This is a genomic window from Streptomyces sp. P9-2B-2, from assembly GCF_030406865.1.
Classification (GTDB): domain Bacteria; phylum Actinomycetota; class Actinomycetes; order Streptomycetales; family Streptomycetaceae; genus Streptomyces; species Streptomyces platensis.
The window spans coordinates 1,048,609-1,063,413 of the sequence record NZ_CP129126.1; the positions used below are offsets into that span (position 1 = coordinate 1,048,609).

The following is a 14,805-nucleotide window of genomic DNA, read 5'->3' on the forward strand; positions in this document are numbered from 1 at the left end:
CCGGACGGCGCGTTCTGCGTCAGGGCGTGACGACGGGGAAGGTGGGATGCGGCGTGCTGAGCAGGCCCAGGAACTGGTGCAGTGCGCCCGTCTCGCCGTGTTGTGCGGCGTCTCCCGGTCCCTTGCCGGTGAGCAGGCCGAGCAGCTGGGGTTTGGTGAGGGTGAGGGTGAGATCCGGGGTGCGTTCCTCGGACGGGGTGGGGACGCCGGGCGCACTGACGTAGGTGAGGGCCCCGTGGGAGAGCGTCAGCTGCCAGGTGCGGTCCTCGTCGGGGAGGTAGAGGTCGAGGGCGAGGGCGGTGGACCAGGCCCGGGGGCCGTCGATACGGATGGCGAGCGAGTCGATGAGGTGGTCGACGGGCAGGGCCATCGCGATGTCGGGGTGGAGGGTGTCCGGCGCGGCCTCGGCGAGGCTGCCGCGCAGTTCCATGGCGCCGGTGAGGTAGAAGTTGCGCCACGTGCCGTTCTCGCAGCCGTAGCCCAGCCGTTCGTAGACGAGGGCCAGTTCGCGGCGGGCGCGGAGGTTCTTCGGGGCGGCGAAGACGGCATGGTTGAGGAGGGTGGCGGCGAACCGCAGATCGCCGTCGGCGGCGTAGCGCTTGCCCGCGTCCACCGTGGCCTCGACGCCGCCCATGGTGTCCACGTAGCGCCGGGCCTGTTCGGCCGGCGGATGCTCCCACAGATGGGCGGGGTTGCCGTCGAACCAGCCCAGGTAACGCTGGTAGACCGCCTTGACGTTGTCGCTGAGCGAGCCGTAGTAGCCGTGGTGGGACCAGACCTCCTCCAGGCCCGGCGGCAGCTGCAGCTCCTCGGCGATCTCGGCGCCGGAGAGCCCCTCGTTGAGCAGCCGGACCGTCTGGTCGTGCAGATAGGCGTACAGGTCGCGCTGGTCGGCCAGCAGGGTCCGGACGCGGTCCTTGCCCCAGGTCGGCCAGTGGTGGGAGGCGAAGGCGACCTCGGCCTCGTCGCCGAAGAGGGCGAGCGCCTCGCCCAGGTGGTGGGACCAGGCCCGGGCGTCGCGGACCGCACCGCCGCGCAGCGTCAGGAAGCTGTGCATGGTGTGGGTGACGTTCTCGGCCAGGCAGAGGGCCTGGTGCGCCGGGAAGCAGAAGTTCATCTCCGCGGGTGCCTCGGTGCCCGGGGTGAGCTGGAAGACGAGGCGGATACCGTCGACGATCTCCTCCTGGCCGGTGCGGGTGATGTCGACGGTCGGCGGGATGAGGGTGGTGGTGCCGCTGGAGCGGGCGGCGCCCAGACCGCAGCCGATCTGGCCGTCCGGCCCCTTGGGGAGCTCCGAGCCGTACATGTAGACGGCGCGCCGGGTCATCGCCGTACGGGCGTAGACGCCCTCGCTGACCGCGTGCTGCAGGAAGCCGGCCGGGGCGAGCACCGGCACGGGGTGGTGGCCGGGCGGCAGCACGCCGCGGCCGCCGCCGAAGTGCGCGCGGTGCGAGTGGGTGTAGATCAGGCCGGTGACGGGCCGGTCGCCGCGGTATTTGCGGTAGAGCTCCAGGGCCGCGGCGGCGGTCTCGGTGGAGAGCAGCGGGTCGATGACGATGACGCCGTGGTCGCCTTCGACCAGCGTCATATGGGAGAGGTCCAGACCACGCGCCTGGTAGATACCGTCGGTGACCTCGTACAGACCCTGCCGGCTCACCAGCCGGCCCTGCCGCCACAGGCCCTCGTGCGCGGTGTCGGGGCAGTTCCCGGCCAGGAAGGCATAGGCCTCGGCGTCCCAGATCACCCGGCCGTCGTCCGCGGTGACCTGGGGCGGATCGAGCGCGGCGATGAAGCCACGGTCGGCGTCGGCGAAGTCTTCGTGGTCATCCACGGGTACAGCGGTCACGGGGCGCTACCTCTCCGGGGCGGCGGGCCACAGTCGGAAGACCCATGTCACCGATTTAACCCAATGTGCCGGGTTGTCGCATGCGTGCGGGCGCCCACCGGGACGCGGCCGCGGGCGCCCCGCCGCCGCCTAGCAGCCGCCTTCCATCCGGCGCGGCCCCGACGGCACCGAAGCGGCCTGGCTGCAAGCTCCGCCTCCCATTCGTCCGCGGCCCGCCCGCCGTCACCGGCCGGTCCGCTCAACGGCGTTACGGGCAGGGCGCGAGAGGGCACAACAACGCAGGCGGCACTGTGCCCTTGACGCCTTGGTCAGGCAGCCCTGACGTCGCGCGCTCACCGGAACGATGCCCCGGCCCTTCGCCCTGCCTCCACGGCGTGGCCGTCCGTACGACCGGGAGAGGAGGGACACCCCTGTCCCCGCATGACGACCGCGCCTTCGGCGAGCTCACCGAGCTGTTCCGGCACGGCGCCGCCCGCCGCCCCCGTCACCGTCCGGCCTTACGCGGGCCGGCCCGACCCCGTCCGCACCACCGCTTCGCCTGGCTGGCACCGGCCGCCGCGGCGGGCATACTCGCCGCCGGTGTCGTGCTGGCCCACGGTCTGCTGCTCGCGAGCGGGCTGGTGCTGGCCGGGCTGCTGGGGCAGCGCGCCGCGTACGGGCGCGACCGGCACCGTTAGGAGCGCCGCCGGGCCCTGAGGAGCCGGACCGGCCGGCACACCGTACGCCGCGCCCACACCGCACCCACGCCCACGCCCACGCCCCGACAAGTGAGCCGCCGGGCACTTGCCCCCATGGGAGGCAAGCGGCCGGCGGCTTTTTCACGCCCCCGTGAGGGCGCGGTCAGGTGGCACGGCGGCTCTTCGACGCCGCGGCGACACACATGGCACCGAGCAGGAAGGTCAGGGCACCGATGACGATGTTGTTCCAGATCACGCCGGCGTCCGGGGAGCTGCCGACGATCCACGGCGAGATGATCATCCACACGCCGATCGCGCACATGGCGCCGCTCAGGCCGTACATCCGGTCAGGGGCCACGGTGAACCCGACCGCCATCAGGGCGATCGCGACACCGAGTATGAGGTTGTGCACCATCAGCGCCGACTGCGCGCCGGCGAAGTGCAGAATCCACGGTGAGACGGCGCAATACAGGCCGACCAGGAGCACCGGGCCGTCGACGAGTACGACATCCCGCCCGCCGAGCACTCGGTCATACCGTGCCTGCATCTCAGAAGCGTCGGGGTGACCTGCGAGATCTCCCCTGTGGTGTGAGACGTCGGCCATGCGACTCGCCTCCTTCGTTCGCAAGTCCGGCCGTTCCACGTGGCATCCGACCACGCATCTTTATTCTGCGCTTATGTCGGCTTTATGTGTAGATGACGGAGCAGGTGAATTTTAAAGTTTTACCGTCGCGGCGCCGTCACCTGCGACCCAGATCCCGCCCCAGCCCCAGATTCCAGCGCCCGCCGCGGCCGCTCAGCTCCGTCACGGTCAGCGGCGGCACATCCAGTCGCCAGAACGCGTCCGGGGCGACCCGCAGGGCACACACCGCCGCGGCACGCACGACATCCGGCTCGACGACGGCCAGCACCCGGCCCGCGTCCTCGGCCATCCGCGCCAGCCAGCCGGCGATCCGGTCGCACAGCTGCCGCAGCGACTCCCCGCCGTGCCCGGTGAAGTCCGGGTCCGAGAGCCAGGCCGACACCGCGACCGGCTCGGCGTCGGCCACCTCGGCCAGGGTCCGCCCACGCCAGCCGCCCATCCCACAGCCCGCCAGCTCCCCCGCGGGCAGCGCCGAGAGCCCGAGCTCCTCGGCCGTACTGCGGCACCGGACGGAGGGCGAGGCGAAGGCCCGGTCGGCGGGCGGCAACTCTCCGGCGGCGGCCCGGACACGGCGCAGCCCGGCCTCGCTCAGTGGCCCGTCGTCATCGAAACGCGCCTCGCGCTGCGCCAAACCGGCGGCCGGTGAGACCAACATCACCCGAGTTGTCATGTCCTCTTCTCTCGCTCCGCGCAGGGCGATAACCCCTGGCCCGCTCAAGGGAGTTGTCCGGACGGCGCGCCCTGTCCTGCGCCTCTCCGCCCCCTCCGTGGCCTTGGCCGGGGGGTCGGTTCGCGGTACCTTCCCGATGATATTGACGACGACATGACGGAAGCCGGTGGGATCCCGGCGCGGTCGCGCCACTGTATGTCCGGTTATTTACCAGCCCCCCAGGGCCGGGACCGGGCGAGCCAGACCCGGCATGTCGTTACGCACTCCAACGAACAGGGACGCGAGTTCCCCCGCACAGGAGGTCCTGCCATGGCTCAGACCATCGCACCCCCGGCCGCCGGCGCCGTCACCCCGGCCCCGATCCCCCTCAAGGCCATCGCACCGTGGGCGCTTTTCGTCGGCGTCCTGATGCTGGTTCTGCTCTACTTCATCGGCGCCGAGCAGGGTGCCACCTCGCTGCTCTCGGGCTCAGAGGTCCACGAGTGGGTCCACGACGGGCGCCACCTTCTCGGCTTCCCCTGCCACTGATCGGACCGCGCACCCATGAACTCCGTCACCATCAGAAACCTTCTGGTGCGCGGGATGCTCGCCGGTCTGGCCGCCGGTGTCCTGGCCCTCGTCGTCGCCTACCTGCTGGGCGAGCCGAAGGTGGATGCCGCCATCGCGTTCGAGGACGCACACAGCCACGAACACGGGATGGAGGTCGTCAGCCGCGGTGTGCAGTCCACGGCGGGGCTGGCGACCGGCGTACTGATCTACGGCGTGGCACTCGGCGGGATCGCCGCACTGGTCTTCTGCTTCGCTCTGGGGCGGATCGGCCGGTTCGGTGCCCGCACCACGGCGGCGCTGCTCTCCGGCGCCGCGCTGGTGGCCGTGTACCTCGTACCGTTCCTGAAGTACCCGGCCAATCCGCCCGCCGTCGGTGACCCCGACACGATCGGCACCCGCACCGCCCTGTTCTTCCTGATGATGCTGCTCGGCATCCTGCTGGCCGTCGCCGCCACGCTCCTCGGCCGGCGGCTGGCTCCGAAGCTGGGCAACTGGAACGCCACGGTCGTGGCCGGCGCCGCGTTCGTGGTCGCCATCGGCCTCGCCTATGCGTTCCTGCCGGCCTACGACAATGTGCCCGAGGGCTTCCCCGGCACGCTGCTCTGGCAGTTCCGGCTGTCGGCGCTCGCCATCCAACTGGTGCTGTGGACGACCTTCGGGTTGCTCTTCGGCCACCTCGCGGAGCGCGTCGTACCGGCACGGCAGGAGGCCCCCGCGGCCGAGGCGGCTCCCGCCGTCTCCTGATCCGGCCGGCCGCAATCACCGAGGGAGGGTCCGCGACTTCGCGTCGCGCGCCCTCCCTCGACGCGTAGCGGGCGGGGTGTGCGCGGTCCCGGCCGCGGACGGCCTCAGGACAGACCGGGGACGCTGTCCAGATGCGGCAGATCGTGGTCGAGGCGCTCCCGTTTGGCGCGGAGGTAGCGGATGTTCTCCGCACGGGGCGGCATCAGCAGCGGGACCTGTTCGTCGACGGGGATCCCGTGCCGCAGCAGGGCCTCGCGCTTGCGCGGATTGTTCGACAGCAGCCGTACGGACCGGACACCGAGGTCCTGGAGGATCTCCGCCGCGGCGCCGTAGTCACGGGCATCGACCGGCAGCCCGAGCGCGATATTCGCCTCGACGGTGTCCAGCCCGCCCTCCTGGAGCTTCATCGCGCGGAGCTTGCCCAGCAGCCCGATTCCGCGGCCCTCATGGCCCTGGAGATAGACCAGAACGCCGCGGCCTTCCGCCACGATCGCGCGCAGCGCCTCGGACAATTGATCGCCGCATTCACAGTGGGTGGACGCGAAGGCATCACCGGTCAGGCATTCCGAATGCACCCGGGTCAGCACCGACTCCCCCACGACATCGCCGTGGACCAGAGCCACCTGCTCGATACCGCTACGGCGGTCCAGATAGCCCACGGCGAGAAATTCACCGTAGGTCGTGGGCAGCCTGACCGTCACCACCTGTTCCACGCCCGGCCGTTGGCCGAAGGCATCATTGATTGCGACACGGAGGTCGGGGCCGGCGGAGTCCTCGGGGTCCATCATGGCGGCGATCGTACCCGCGCGGGTAAATGATCGGCAGAACTCACTCACCATGACAACAAGTATGCTGCGACGCCGTGACAAACGATGCCGTGACAACCACGACTCCGCGAGTCGGCGACGAAAGGCCGCAGCATCCCATGACCGCTTCGGGACACCCGACTTCGGCCACCGGCCCGCTGCCGGCGGACACCACGGAGGACGTACGGGCACGGCGGCCGACGATGGCCGTGCTGCCCATCGGCAGCTTCGAACAGCACGGTGCCTTCCTGCCGTTGACCACCGATACCGTCATCGCCTGCACCATCGCCCGGGAGGTGGCCGCCGGCCGTCCCGTCCAGGTGCTGCCGCCGCTGACGGTGTCCTGTTCGCATGAGCACGCCGACTGGCCGGGGACCGTGAGCATTTCCGCCCGCACCCTGCACGCGGTCGTCACGGACATCGCCGATTCGCTCCACCGGTCCGGTATCGACACCCTGATTCTCATCAACGGGCACGGCGGAAATTACGTCCTGCGCAATGTCGTTCAGGAATCCGCCGGGCGCGGGGTGCGGATGGCACTGTTCCCGGGCTCCGCCGACTGGGACGCGGCACGCACCCGGGCCGGGGTGGAGACGCCGTCGCACACCGATATGCATGCGGGAGAGGTCGAGACGTCCATTCTGCTGTATGCCCATCCCGAATTGGTCAAGGAAGGCTATGAATCGGCGGATTGCGTCGCCGATGACCGGAAGCAGCTGCTGACGCTCGGCATGTCGGCCTATACCGAATCCGGTGTCATCGGGCGGCCGTCGCTGGCATCCGCCCACAAGGGACGGGAATTGCTGGCCGGGCTCACCGAGGCATTCGGTGAATACGCAGCGCTGTTCGGCGACCGGGCGGCAGCCGATGTCTGAGCTGCTCGACGCGTCGGCCGCCTGGGACCTGCTGCGGCGTCTCCGTACGACGGACGAGGCGCTCGCCGCCGGGATGGCCCCGGACGGAGACGGCGGACTGCGCTGGGGGCGGCCCGCCACACCCGAGGCGCAGGAGCTGGCCGGCCGCTATCTGCCGCTCTGCCTGGCCGGCCCGGAGGTCGCGTTCGCCCAGCTCGGGCAGAGCCTGGACGGCTTCATCGCGACCCGTACCGGCGATGCCGACTTCGTCACCGGCGAGGAGGACCGCTGCCATCTGCACCGGCTGCGCGCGCTGTCCGACGCGGTGCTCGTCGGGGCCGGCACCGCCGCGGCGGACGATCCGCGGCTGACCGTACGCGCCTGTGCGGGCGACAACCCGGTGCGGGTGGTGCTCGATCCGCGGGGCCGGGTGCCGCGGAGCAGCGGGGTGTTCACGGACGGCGCGGCGCCGACCCTGTGGGTGGTGGGACCGGATGCCGCCCCCGCGGACCCGGGCGCCGGAGTCGAGGTGCTGGTGCTGCCGGACGCGGCCGCGTTCGCCCCGGAGCGGCTGCTCGCGGCGCTGGCGCGGCGCGGGCTGGGCAGGGTGCTGATCGAGGGCGGCGGGGTCACCGTGTCGCGGTTCCTGCACGAACAGGCGCTGCACCGGCTCTATGTCACCGTCGCCCCGGTCCTGCTCGGTGACGGCATCCCCGGCCTCCGTTTTCCCGGGACGCCGGTGATGCGGGAGGCGCTGCGCCCGCCACTACGGCGCGCGTTGCTCGGCGAGGACACCCTCTTCGAGTTCGCCCTGCGGTCGGCCGGTGAGCCCTCGGGCGGACCGGCGGACTGAGGCAGGTCCGCCGGTCAGGGCGGACCGGCGGACCAGGGCGTCTCGCTCCGCTCGCCGTGCGTCTGCGCCTGGTACCGCGCTCCCCCGCCCACCGCCGACGGGACCTCCGCACCGCGCTGCCGGACCATCCCCGTACTCCCGGTACGGGGGTGCCCGTCCGCCGGGCGGGGCAGGGCAGCGGACGCCGCCGGCTGTTCCGCGGGAAGCGGAGCGGCGCGGCGCAGGGCGGGTCCCAGCAGCACGGCGGCGCCGGGGAGGCTTGCGACGAAGGCGAGTACGCCGTAGATCACCGCGGTGGTGAGTCCCTGCGTCGCGCCCAGTCCGGCGGCGCCGAAGGCCCAGGCGGCGACGCCTTCCCGGGGTCCCCAGCCGCCCACGTTCAACGGCAGCGCCATCGCGAGCAGCGCCAGCACCACCAGCGGCACCAGCTCGGCGGCCGGTGCGGTGACGCCCGCGACCCGGGCGGCCAGGACGAACATCCCGAGGTAGCCCGCCAGGACGGCCACGGACGAGAGCGCGACACCGGGCCAGACGCCGCGGGCCAGCAGGCCCTGGCGGGCTTCGGCCAATACGGTGCGCAGGGCGCGTTCGCCACGGGAGGCGCCCCGGCGGCGGCGCAGCCGGACGGCGACCGCGACCACCAGCAGACCCGTAACGGCCGCGGCCAGCGCCACGGCGGGCGAGGCGAGGAAGCGGGCGACCGGTGCCAGGACCGGTGACGGCCGGACGAGCAGCACCGCGGCCCCGGTGACGAGCAGCACGACCTGGCCGGCGGTCCGTTCCAGGGCCACCGCGCGGACCCCCCGGCCGAGGTTGCCGGAGGTGCGGCCGTGGTCCACGGCGCGGTGCACATCCCCCAGCACGCCACCGGGCAGCGCCGCGTTGAGGAACAGCGCCCGGTAGTAGTCGGCGACGGCCCGGCCGAGCGGCAGCCGCAGGCCGAGGCCGCGGGCCACCAGACACCAGCGCCAGGCACTGAACACCGTGGTCAGCACGCCGATGGCGAGCGCGGCCAGCAGGGTGGCGGCGTCGATCCGGTGCAGCCCGTCCAGGAAGGCCTGCGAGCCCAGATGCCACACCAGGGCCACCAGGATGCCCAGTCCCGCGAGCATCCTGAGCCATGCCGCCCAGCGGGACCGCGTCATCATGCGCTCCCGGACCGCTGCCGGGGCAGCGCCAGCAGATCGGTGTGGTGCACCGCGACGGTCAGCTCCCCCGCCGCACACTCCTCCAGCCGCCGGCGGAGATAGGCGACGGCCTCGGGCGCCAGCTCCGGCCGCTGGGCGTGCGCGGCACCGACCCAGCCGCGCAGCCATTCGGCGATCAGCGCGGATTCGGCACAGCCGAGCCGCCACGGGCTGGACTGCACCAGCACCGTCGCCCCGTGCCGTTCGAAGGCCGCGACCGCCGCCGCGATGGCGTCCGGTCCGAGCAGTGCGCGGCCCTGGTCCGTACGGCGCTGATGGTCGTTGAAGGCGTCGGCGATCTCGGCGTCGAACGGATCGGCCGGGGTCAGCTCGACCCGTCCGGCGACGGAGAGCGCCAGCAGCGCCGGGCTGCCCGCGCCCATACAGGCCTCGGCGAGGTCTTCCACCTCGTCCTCGGTGAGCAGATCCAGCAGTGCTGAGGCGGTGACCAGCGAGGTCCCGGCGAGGTCGTCGGCGGTGAGGGTGGCCAGATCGCCGCGCGCGGTGGTGGCGGCAACGGGCGTGCCATCGGCGGCCGTTACCGGCATCCGCGCCCCGGCGAGGGCGAGCAGCGCGGGGTCCAGGTCGTGCAGGACCCACTGCTGCGGACCGGGCAGCCGGACGCCGAGCCAGCGCCCCATGGAGCCGATACCGCAGCCGAGATCACGGATCACCAGACCGCGGGGGCCGCCGGGCGGGCCCTCGGGCGCGGACTGTGCCTCAAGCCACGCCAGCAGCGGGCGCAGCAGCTCGGGGGCCCGGGCCGCGGCATCGGCGCGTTCCCGCAACTCCAGCCACCGCGGGGCGAATCGGGGCCTCTCGGGCGCGCTCATCGCGTGCTCCGGGGCTTGTGCCGAACCCGTTCCAGCACTCCGGCCAGACTGTGCGACGTCATCTCCCACCTCTCCAGCATGGCACGCCGGGCGCGCGCCGAACTTCTGACCCCGTCCCGCAGTTGTGGATCGCCGAGCCAGCCGCGCAGTGCCTCGGCGAGCGCCGCCGGGTGGCCGGGCGGTACGAGCAGGCCGGGGACACTGCCGTCGGGGGCCTGCCCGACCGCTTCGGGTACGCCGTCCACCGCCGTCGCGAGCACCGGGATCCCGCGGGCCAGCGCCTCGGTGACGACCATGCCGTAGGTCTCCGCGTACGAGGTGAGCACCAGCAGGTCGGCGGCGGCGTAGCTCGCCTCCAGGTCCGCGCCCGCGCGGGGCCCGGTGAAGGTGATCCGGTCGTCGAGGCCGAACCCGGCCACCGCGCCGCGGAGTTGGGCGGCATAGCCGGGGTCGCGGCCGAGCCCGCCGACACATGCGCAGCTCCACGGCAGGTCCGTGACCGTCGCCAGTGCGTCGATCAGGCGGTGCTGTCCCTTGCGCGGGGTGACCGCGGCGACGCACAGCAGCCCGGTGGCGCCGTCGGTGCCGGGTGCGAGGGGCGCGGGGTCGGCGCCGGGCCGGACGGCGTGGACCCGCTCGGGGGCCAGTCCGTGGTGGGTGACGAGCCGGTCGGCGGCCCAGTCGCTGGTGGCCACGACGGCGGCGACGGTGTGCAGGGTGCGGTGTTCGCGGGCGTCCAGCTCCGCGGCCACGGCGGGGTCGAGGCCGGTCTCGTCGCCCAGCGGGAGATGCACCAGGACGACGAGGCGCAGCCGTTCCGCCTCGGGGGCGAGGACCTCGGGGACACCGCAGGCGACCAGGCCGTCGAGGAGGACCACGGCGCCGTCCGGCAGCGCCGCCAGCCGCTGCGCCAGCTCCGCGCAGGCGGTGGCGTCCGGCCGCGGCCAGCTGCCGGACAGCGCGTACGGGCGTACCTGCCAGCCCGCGGCCGGGAGGTCGCGGCACACCCGGCGGTCGTAGGTGTTGCCGCCGCTGGGTGACGTCGGGTCGTCGATGTCACCGGGCAGGACGAAGTGCACCACCCGCTCCCCCGGGGCGGCGCCGGTTCGGGTCACAGAGTGCGCTCGTACGTCGCCCAGGCGATGTGTGACTCGTGCAAGGTGACCGATATCCCGGCCAGCTCGCGGGCTCCCTCGCCGAGGTTGCCCGCCTCGATGCGGTCGGCGAGCCGGTCGGCGATGACCTTGGCCAGGGCCTCCGTCGAGGTGTTGATACCGGCGAAGGCGGGCTCGTCGTCGAGGTTGCGGTAGTTCAGCTCCGCGATCACACCGCCGAGTTCCTGGGTGGCCAGGCCGATGTCGACGACGATGTTGTCGGCGTCGAGCTCCGCCCGGCGGAAGGTCGCGTCCACGATGAAGGTCGCGCCGTGCAGACGCTGCGCGGGGCCGAAGACCGCGCCACGGAAGCTGTGGGCGACCATCAGGTGATCGCGGACGGTGATGCTGAACAAGGCCGTTCCTCCGGTGTGATGTCGGTCTCAGTGGCGGGGTCGCCGGGGATGGAATTCAGGGCGGTTTCGCGGGGCGGTCAGCCGTCCGCCGACGCGTAGCGGATGCGGTGGCACAGCGCCGGCAGGTCGCCGGAGGCGAGCCGGGGCAGCACCTCCGGCAGCTCCTCGAAGGCGGACTCGCCGGTGATCAGCGCGTCGAAGGCGGGGTCGGCGAGCAGGTCCAGGGCGAGCGCGAGCCGGTCGGCGAAGGTACGGCGGGCGCGGCGGGCCGGGGAGACCGCGCCCACCTGACTGCTGCGGACGACCAGCCGGCGGGAGTGGAAGGCCTCCCCCAGCGGCAGGCTGACCTGCCGGTCTCCGTACCAGCTCAGCTCGATGACGGTGCCTTCCGGGGCGAGCAGTTCGAGCGAGCGCGCGAGCCCCTCCTCGGTGGCGCTGGCGTGGACGACGAGGTCGCAGTCGCCCAGCGCGTCCTGCGGCAGGGCGAAGTCCACGCCCAGTGCCTTGGCGGTCGCCGCCCGCGCGGGGTCGGCGTCCACCAGCTGTACCCGGACGGCGGGGTAGCGGGCGAGGATCGCGGCGACACCGCAGCCCACCATGCCCGCACCGATCACCGCGATCCGGTCGCCGACCAGCGGCGCGGCGTCCCACAGGGCGTTCACCGCGGTCTCCACGGTGCCCGCCAGTACGGCCCGCGAGGCGGGCACCGCGTCGGGCACCGGAGTGACCGCGCTCGCCGGGACGACATAGTGCGTCTGGTGCGGGTAGAGACTGAAGACGGTGCGGCCCAGTAGAGCGGGAGGCCCTTCCTCGACAACTCCGACATTGAGGTAGCCGTATTTGAGGGGCCCGGGGAAATCGCCTTCCTGGAAGGGCGCCCGCATCACGGAATGCTGGCTCACGGGGACGCCGCCACGGAAGACCAGGGTCTCCGTTCCGCGGCTCACTCCGGAACATAGTGTGCGTACCAAAACCTCATCGGGTCCGGGGTCCGGCAAGGGCACTGTCCGGATTTCACCGTGACCCGGAGCGTTTAGCCAAAACGCACAAGCGACGCGCGGCATCGGAATCCTCCTGGACGCTCCGGCGATGATTCGTCGATGCTGGGGATCATGAGAACGCCGTCACCCTACGCGGCACCTCTCGACTCCGCCACACATCCGGGAGGCATGGTGACCGTACAAGAGCGTTACGACACAAGGCCGTTCGGACCGGACATTACGGCGGGCACAGGAGTGCAGCTGCTCATACTGGAAGCGCTCCGCCGGGTGGTCGGTCTGAGCACCGCGGGGTGGCTGACGGGCTGCGTGTTCGCGGTGGCCACCTGGGTGGTGCTCACCGTCGCGCTGCGCCGGTCGTGGCCCCGGTCATTCGGTATGGCTTCGTTCGGTATGGCCAACCGCGTCACACTGGCCCGCACGATCCTGGTCGGCGGGGTGACGGCGCTGGTCGCGGACTCCTTCGAGCGGCGGACGCCGGTCGCGGTGCTGGTCGCGCTGGCCGCCGTGGCGCTGATCCTGGACGCGGTGGACGGTCAGGTGGCCCGGCGCACCGGCACCGTGACGCCGCTCGGGGCGCGCTTCGACATGGAGGTCGACGCCTTCCTCATCCTGGTGCTCTGTGTGTATCTCGTGGTGCCGCTGGGCCCGTGGGTGCTGTGCATCGGCCTGATGCGGTACGTCTTCGTCGCGGCGTCCTGGGTCTGGCCATGGCTGAGTGGCGCGCTGCCGCACAGCATGGCCCGCAAGACCGTGGCGGCGCTGCAAGGCATCGTGCTGGTCGTGGCCGGTGCCGGGGTGCTGCCGCGCCCCGCGGCGGCGGTCGCGGTGAGCGGGGCGCTGGCGGCGCTGGTGTGGTCCTTCGGGCGGGATGTCGGCTGGCTGTGGCGGGTCCGGGGGCTCTCGGGCGGCCCGGCTGCGGCGCGCGGACCGGACCGGGCCGAGGAAGACCTGCCCGCTATGTCCCGGCGTGCCGGCCCAGATAGATGACGAGCGCCAGGAAGACCAGCAGCAGATGGCTGACGACGAAGTAGAGGAACACCCGTCGCCACAGGCTGCGCCGGGGAGCCCGGTGGGGGAACAGGACCGCGCCGGGCAGCCGCGCCAGCTGGGTCCCGGGGCGGATCGCGGTCGCCCGGGGCCGCCGGACGCCGCAGCGCGCCGAGGTGTGCGGGCGGGCGGCGCCCTCCGGGCAGGCCCGGCCGTGTCCGGGTGCCGTACGGATCGTCCCGCGCCCGGGTGGGCGCCCCCGGCAGGGCCGTACGGTGCCCGGGCCGGAGGGTGTGGGTATGCAGGTGCGGGAGCGGACCGCACGCCAGGGCGGCGGCCCCTTACGCCGTGGTGCGCCGGACATCAGCGATCACCCTGTTCCGGTGGGGCTCATGCGGACCGTGCCCGTCCGGCCGGCGTCCGTGGAGCGCGGCGAGCGGATCACGAGACCGCCCCCACCGCGCCGGTCGCCGGCACCCCGGCGGCCGTCGGCCGTGCGCCGGCGTCGGCCTGCCGGAGTTCGGTGAGCAGGGCATGCTGCCCGGCGAGCACCTCGGTGAGGGCCCGGCGGGCGACCCGCAGCAGTTCGGTGACCTCGCCGCCGGCCAGCTCGTAGACGACGGTGGAACCGCTGCGGGTGGCCGTCACCATGCCCGAGCGGCGCAGCACCGCCAGCTGCTGGGAGAGCGCGGACGGCTCCACCCCGATCGCGGTGAGCAGCCCGCTCACCGGCATCGGTCCGCTCTGGAGCAGTTCCAGCACCCGGATACGGACCGGGTGGCCCAGCATCCGGAAGAAATCGGCCTTGGCCTGACAGACCGGAAGCCACGCACCATTCATGTCCGCGCCCCGCTCCCGGGACCGGCCGCGGACCACGCCGCACACACCCGTTCCCCTGCCGATTCGGCGAAACCGCCCACGCATGTCCTCCGCGTTCAGGCCGCACGGCCGTCGCGTCATCTGTTGAATTGCGGAATTCTGCAACTGTAGACGACGCGGGCGGGCTTCTTGAATGGGTGTCGCGGAGAAACCGGGGGCGGGCGCGGTACGGGCACGGCACGTGCGTACGCCGTCGTCCGCCCGCTCACCACCCGGCCCTCCGCTGCCCGGACGAACTCCGCGGCTGCCGCGCACAGTTGTGGGGCCGGCCGGGCGGACCTGTGTCGACGCCGGACCCGCACCGGCCGCGGGCGGGGCATCGGCCGGTGCCCCGCCCGCAACAATTCCGGTGGACAGCCCCACGCCCCAACCACATAGTGACGCCCATGACTTCACTGGTACGCCACCTCACCCTCGACTGCACCGACGCCTATCGCCTGGCGCGCTTCTGGGCGGAGGTGCTGGACGGCTCGCTGGCCGAGGACGACCTGCCGGGCGATCCGGAGGCCACGGTCACGGCCGCGGGCACCGCGCTGCTGTTCGTCACGGTGCCCGAGGCCAAGGCCGGGAAGAACCGGGTGCACCTGGATCTCCAGCCGCAGGACCGGGGCCGGGACGAGGAGGTCGAGCGGCTGCTGACGCTCGGCGCGACGCCGGTCGCCGACCACCGGCGCCCGGACGGGACCGGGTGGGTGACGCTGGCCGATATCGAGGGCAATGAGTTCTGTGTGGAGCGCAGCGCGGCGGAGCGGGCGGGCTGAATCCG

Annotated in this window: 18 protein-coding genes and 1 riboswitch; of the genes, 7 read left to right on the forward strand and 11 right to left on the reverse strand. The window is 72.7% G+C overall.

Annotation, left to right across the window (positions count from 1 at the left end):
* Positions 1-19: 19 nt before the first annotated feature.
* Positions 20-1,846 carry an alkyl sulfatase dimerization domain-containing protein gene (locus tag QT196_RS04690; protein ID WP_290354391.1) on the reverse strand — a complete coding sequence of 609 codons (1,827 nt, stop codon included), beginning with the start codon at positions 1,844-1,846 and terminating at the stop codon, positions 20-22.
* Between the two features lie 374 nt (positions 1,847-2,220).
* Between QT196_RS04690 and QT196_RS04695 the strand changes: the two genes are divergently transcribed.
* A complete protein-coding gene (locus tag QT196_RS04695; RefSeq protein ID WP_168477769.1) occupies positions 2,221-2,523 on the forward strand; it encodes a hypothetical protein in 303 nt (100 codons plus the stop codon).
* 163 nt (positions 2,524-2,686) lie between these two features.
* On the opposite strand, the gene QT196_RS04700 is transcribed toward QT196_RS04695, so the two are convergent.
* Positions 2,687-3,127, reverse strand: coding sequence for an SPW repeat protein (locus QT196_RS04700; protein ID WP_168477771.1), 441 nt, complete (start codon positions 3,125-3,127; stop codon positions 2,687-2,689).
* A 136-nt stretch (positions 3,128-3,263) separates the two neighbouring features.
* Positions 3,264-3,836 (reverse strand): histidine phosphatase family protein, encoded by a 573-nt coding sequence (locus tag QT196_RS04705; RefSeq protein ID WP_290354392.1) that lies wholly within the window; start codon positions 3,834-3,836, stop codon positions 3,264-3,266.
* Between the two features lie 158 nt (positions 3,837-3,994).
* Positions 3,995-4,081, forward strand: a riboswitch (cobalamin riboswitch).
* Between the two features lie 64 nt (positions 4,082-4,145).
* Here QT196_RS04705 and QT196_RS04710 point away from each other — a divergent pair.
* Complete coding sequence (locus QT196_RS04710; RefSeq protein ID WP_168477774.1) at positions 4,146-4,364, forward strand: CbtB-domain containing protein; 219 nt, start codon at positions 4,146-4,148, stop codon at positions 4,362-4,364.
* Between the two features lie 15 nt (positions 4,365-4,379).
* Positions 4,380-5,129: a CbtA family protein gene (locus QT196_RS04715; protein WP_168477776.1), complete on the forward strand. Its 750-nt coding sequence runs from the start codon at positions 4,380-4,382 to the stop codon at positions 5,127-5,129.
* A 104-nt stretch (positions 5,130-5,233) separates the two neighbouring features.
* Here QT196_RS04715 and ribA read toward each other — a convergent pair whose 3' ends face one another.
* Entirely contained in the window at positions 5,234-5,914 is a 681-nt protein-coding gene (gene ribA, locus QT196_RS04720; RefSeq protein ID WP_168483557.1) for a GTP cyclohydrolase II, read from the reverse strand.
* A gap of 140 nt (positions 5,915-6,054) precedes the next feature.
* Between ribA and QT196_RS04725 the strand changes: the two genes are divergently transcribed.
* The gene (locus QT196_RS04725) at positions 6,055-6,810 is read left to right on the forward strand and encodes a creatininase family protein (RefSeq protein WP_168477778.1); all 756 of its coding nucleotides are present in this window, start codon (positions 6,055-6,057) and stop codon (positions 6,808-6,810) included.
* Positions 6,803-7,642, forward strand: coding sequence for a RibD family protein (locus tag QT196_RS04730; RefSeq protein ID WP_168477780.1), 840 nt, complete (start codon positions 6,803-6,805; stop codon positions 7,640-7,642). The genes QT196_RS04725 and QT196_RS04730 overlap by 8 nt, the downstream gene beginning before the upstream one ends.
* Positions 7,643-7,656: 14 nt before the next feature.
* Here QT196_RS04730 and QT196_RS04735 read toward each other — a convergent pair whose 3' ends face one another.
* The 5 genes from QT196_RS04735 to QT196_RS04755 all read right to left on the reverse strand — a co-directional run bounded on the left by QT196_RS04735 (position 7,657) and on the right by QT196_RS04755 (position 12,236).
* Entirely contained in the window at positions 7,657-8,787 is a 1,131-nt protein-coding gene (locus QT196_RS04735; RefSeq protein WP_323139162.1) for a lysylphosphatidylglycerol synthase transmembrane domain-containing protein, read from the reverse strand.
* Entirely contained in the window at positions 8,787-9,662 is an 876-nt protein-coding gene (locus QT196_RS04740) for an SAM-dependent methyltransferase (protein ID WP_168477782.1), read from the reverse strand. Before QT196_RS04740 ends, QT196_RS04735 begins: the two co-directional genes overlap by 1 nt.
* Entirely contained in the window at positions 9,659-10,777 is a 1,119-nt protein-coding gene (locus QT196_RS04745; RefSeq protein WP_266734741.1) for a glycosyltransferase family 4 protein, read from the reverse strand. Before QT196_RS04745 ends, QT196_RS04740 begins: the two co-directional genes overlap by 4 nt.
* Positions 10,774-11,172: a 6-carboxytetrahydropterin synthase gene (locus QT196_RS04750; protein ID WP_127149515.1), complete on the reverse strand. Its 399-nt coding sequence runs from the start codon at positions 11,170-11,172 to the stop codon at positions 10,774-10,776. The genes QT196_RS04745 and QT196_RS04750 overlap by 4 nt, the downstream gene beginning before the upstream one ends.
* 77 nt (positions 11,173-11,249) lie before the next feature.
* Positions 11,250-12,236 (reverse strand): zinc-binding alcohol dehydrogenase, encoded by a 987-nt coding sequence (locus QT196_RS04755; RefSeq protein ID WP_168477786.1) that lies wholly within the window; start codon positions 12,234-12,236, stop codon positions 11,250-11,252.
* A 105-nt stretch (positions 12,237-12,341) separates the two neighbouring features.
* Between QT196_RS04755 and QT196_RS04760 the strand changes: the two genes are divergently transcribed.
* Positions 12,342-13,160, forward strand: a complete 819-nt coding sequence (locus QT196_RS04760) for a CDP-alcohol phosphatidyltransferase family protein (protein WP_168477788.1) — start codon at positions 12,342-12,344, stop codon at positions 13,158-13,160.
* On the opposite strand, the gene QT196_RS04765 is transcribed toward QT196_RS04760, so the two are convergent.
* A complete protein-coding gene (locus QT196_RS04765) occupies positions 13,129-13,524 on the reverse strand; it encodes a DUF6126 family protein (RefSeq protein WP_290354397.1) in 396 nt (131 codons plus the stop codon). The genes QT196_RS04760 and QT196_RS04765 overlap by 32 nt on opposite strands.
* A gap of 77 nt (positions 13,525-13,601) precedes the next feature.
* On the reverse strand, positions 13,602-14,000 hold the full coding sequence (locus QT196_RS04770) for a metalloregulator ArsR/SmtB family transcription factor (protein ID WP_168477790.1): 399 nt from the start codon (positions 13,998-14,000) through the stop codon (positions 13,602-13,604).
* Positions 14,001-14,425: 425 nt separating this feature from the next.
* On the opposite strand from QT196_RS04770, the gene QT196_RS04775 reads away from it, so the two are divergent.
* Complete coding sequence (locus QT196_RS04775; protein WP_168477792.1) at positions 14,426-14,800, forward strand: VOC family protein; 375 nt, start codon at positions 14,426-14,428, stop codon at positions 14,798-14,800.
* The last annotated feature ends 5 nt before the right edge of the window (positions 14,801-14,805 follow it).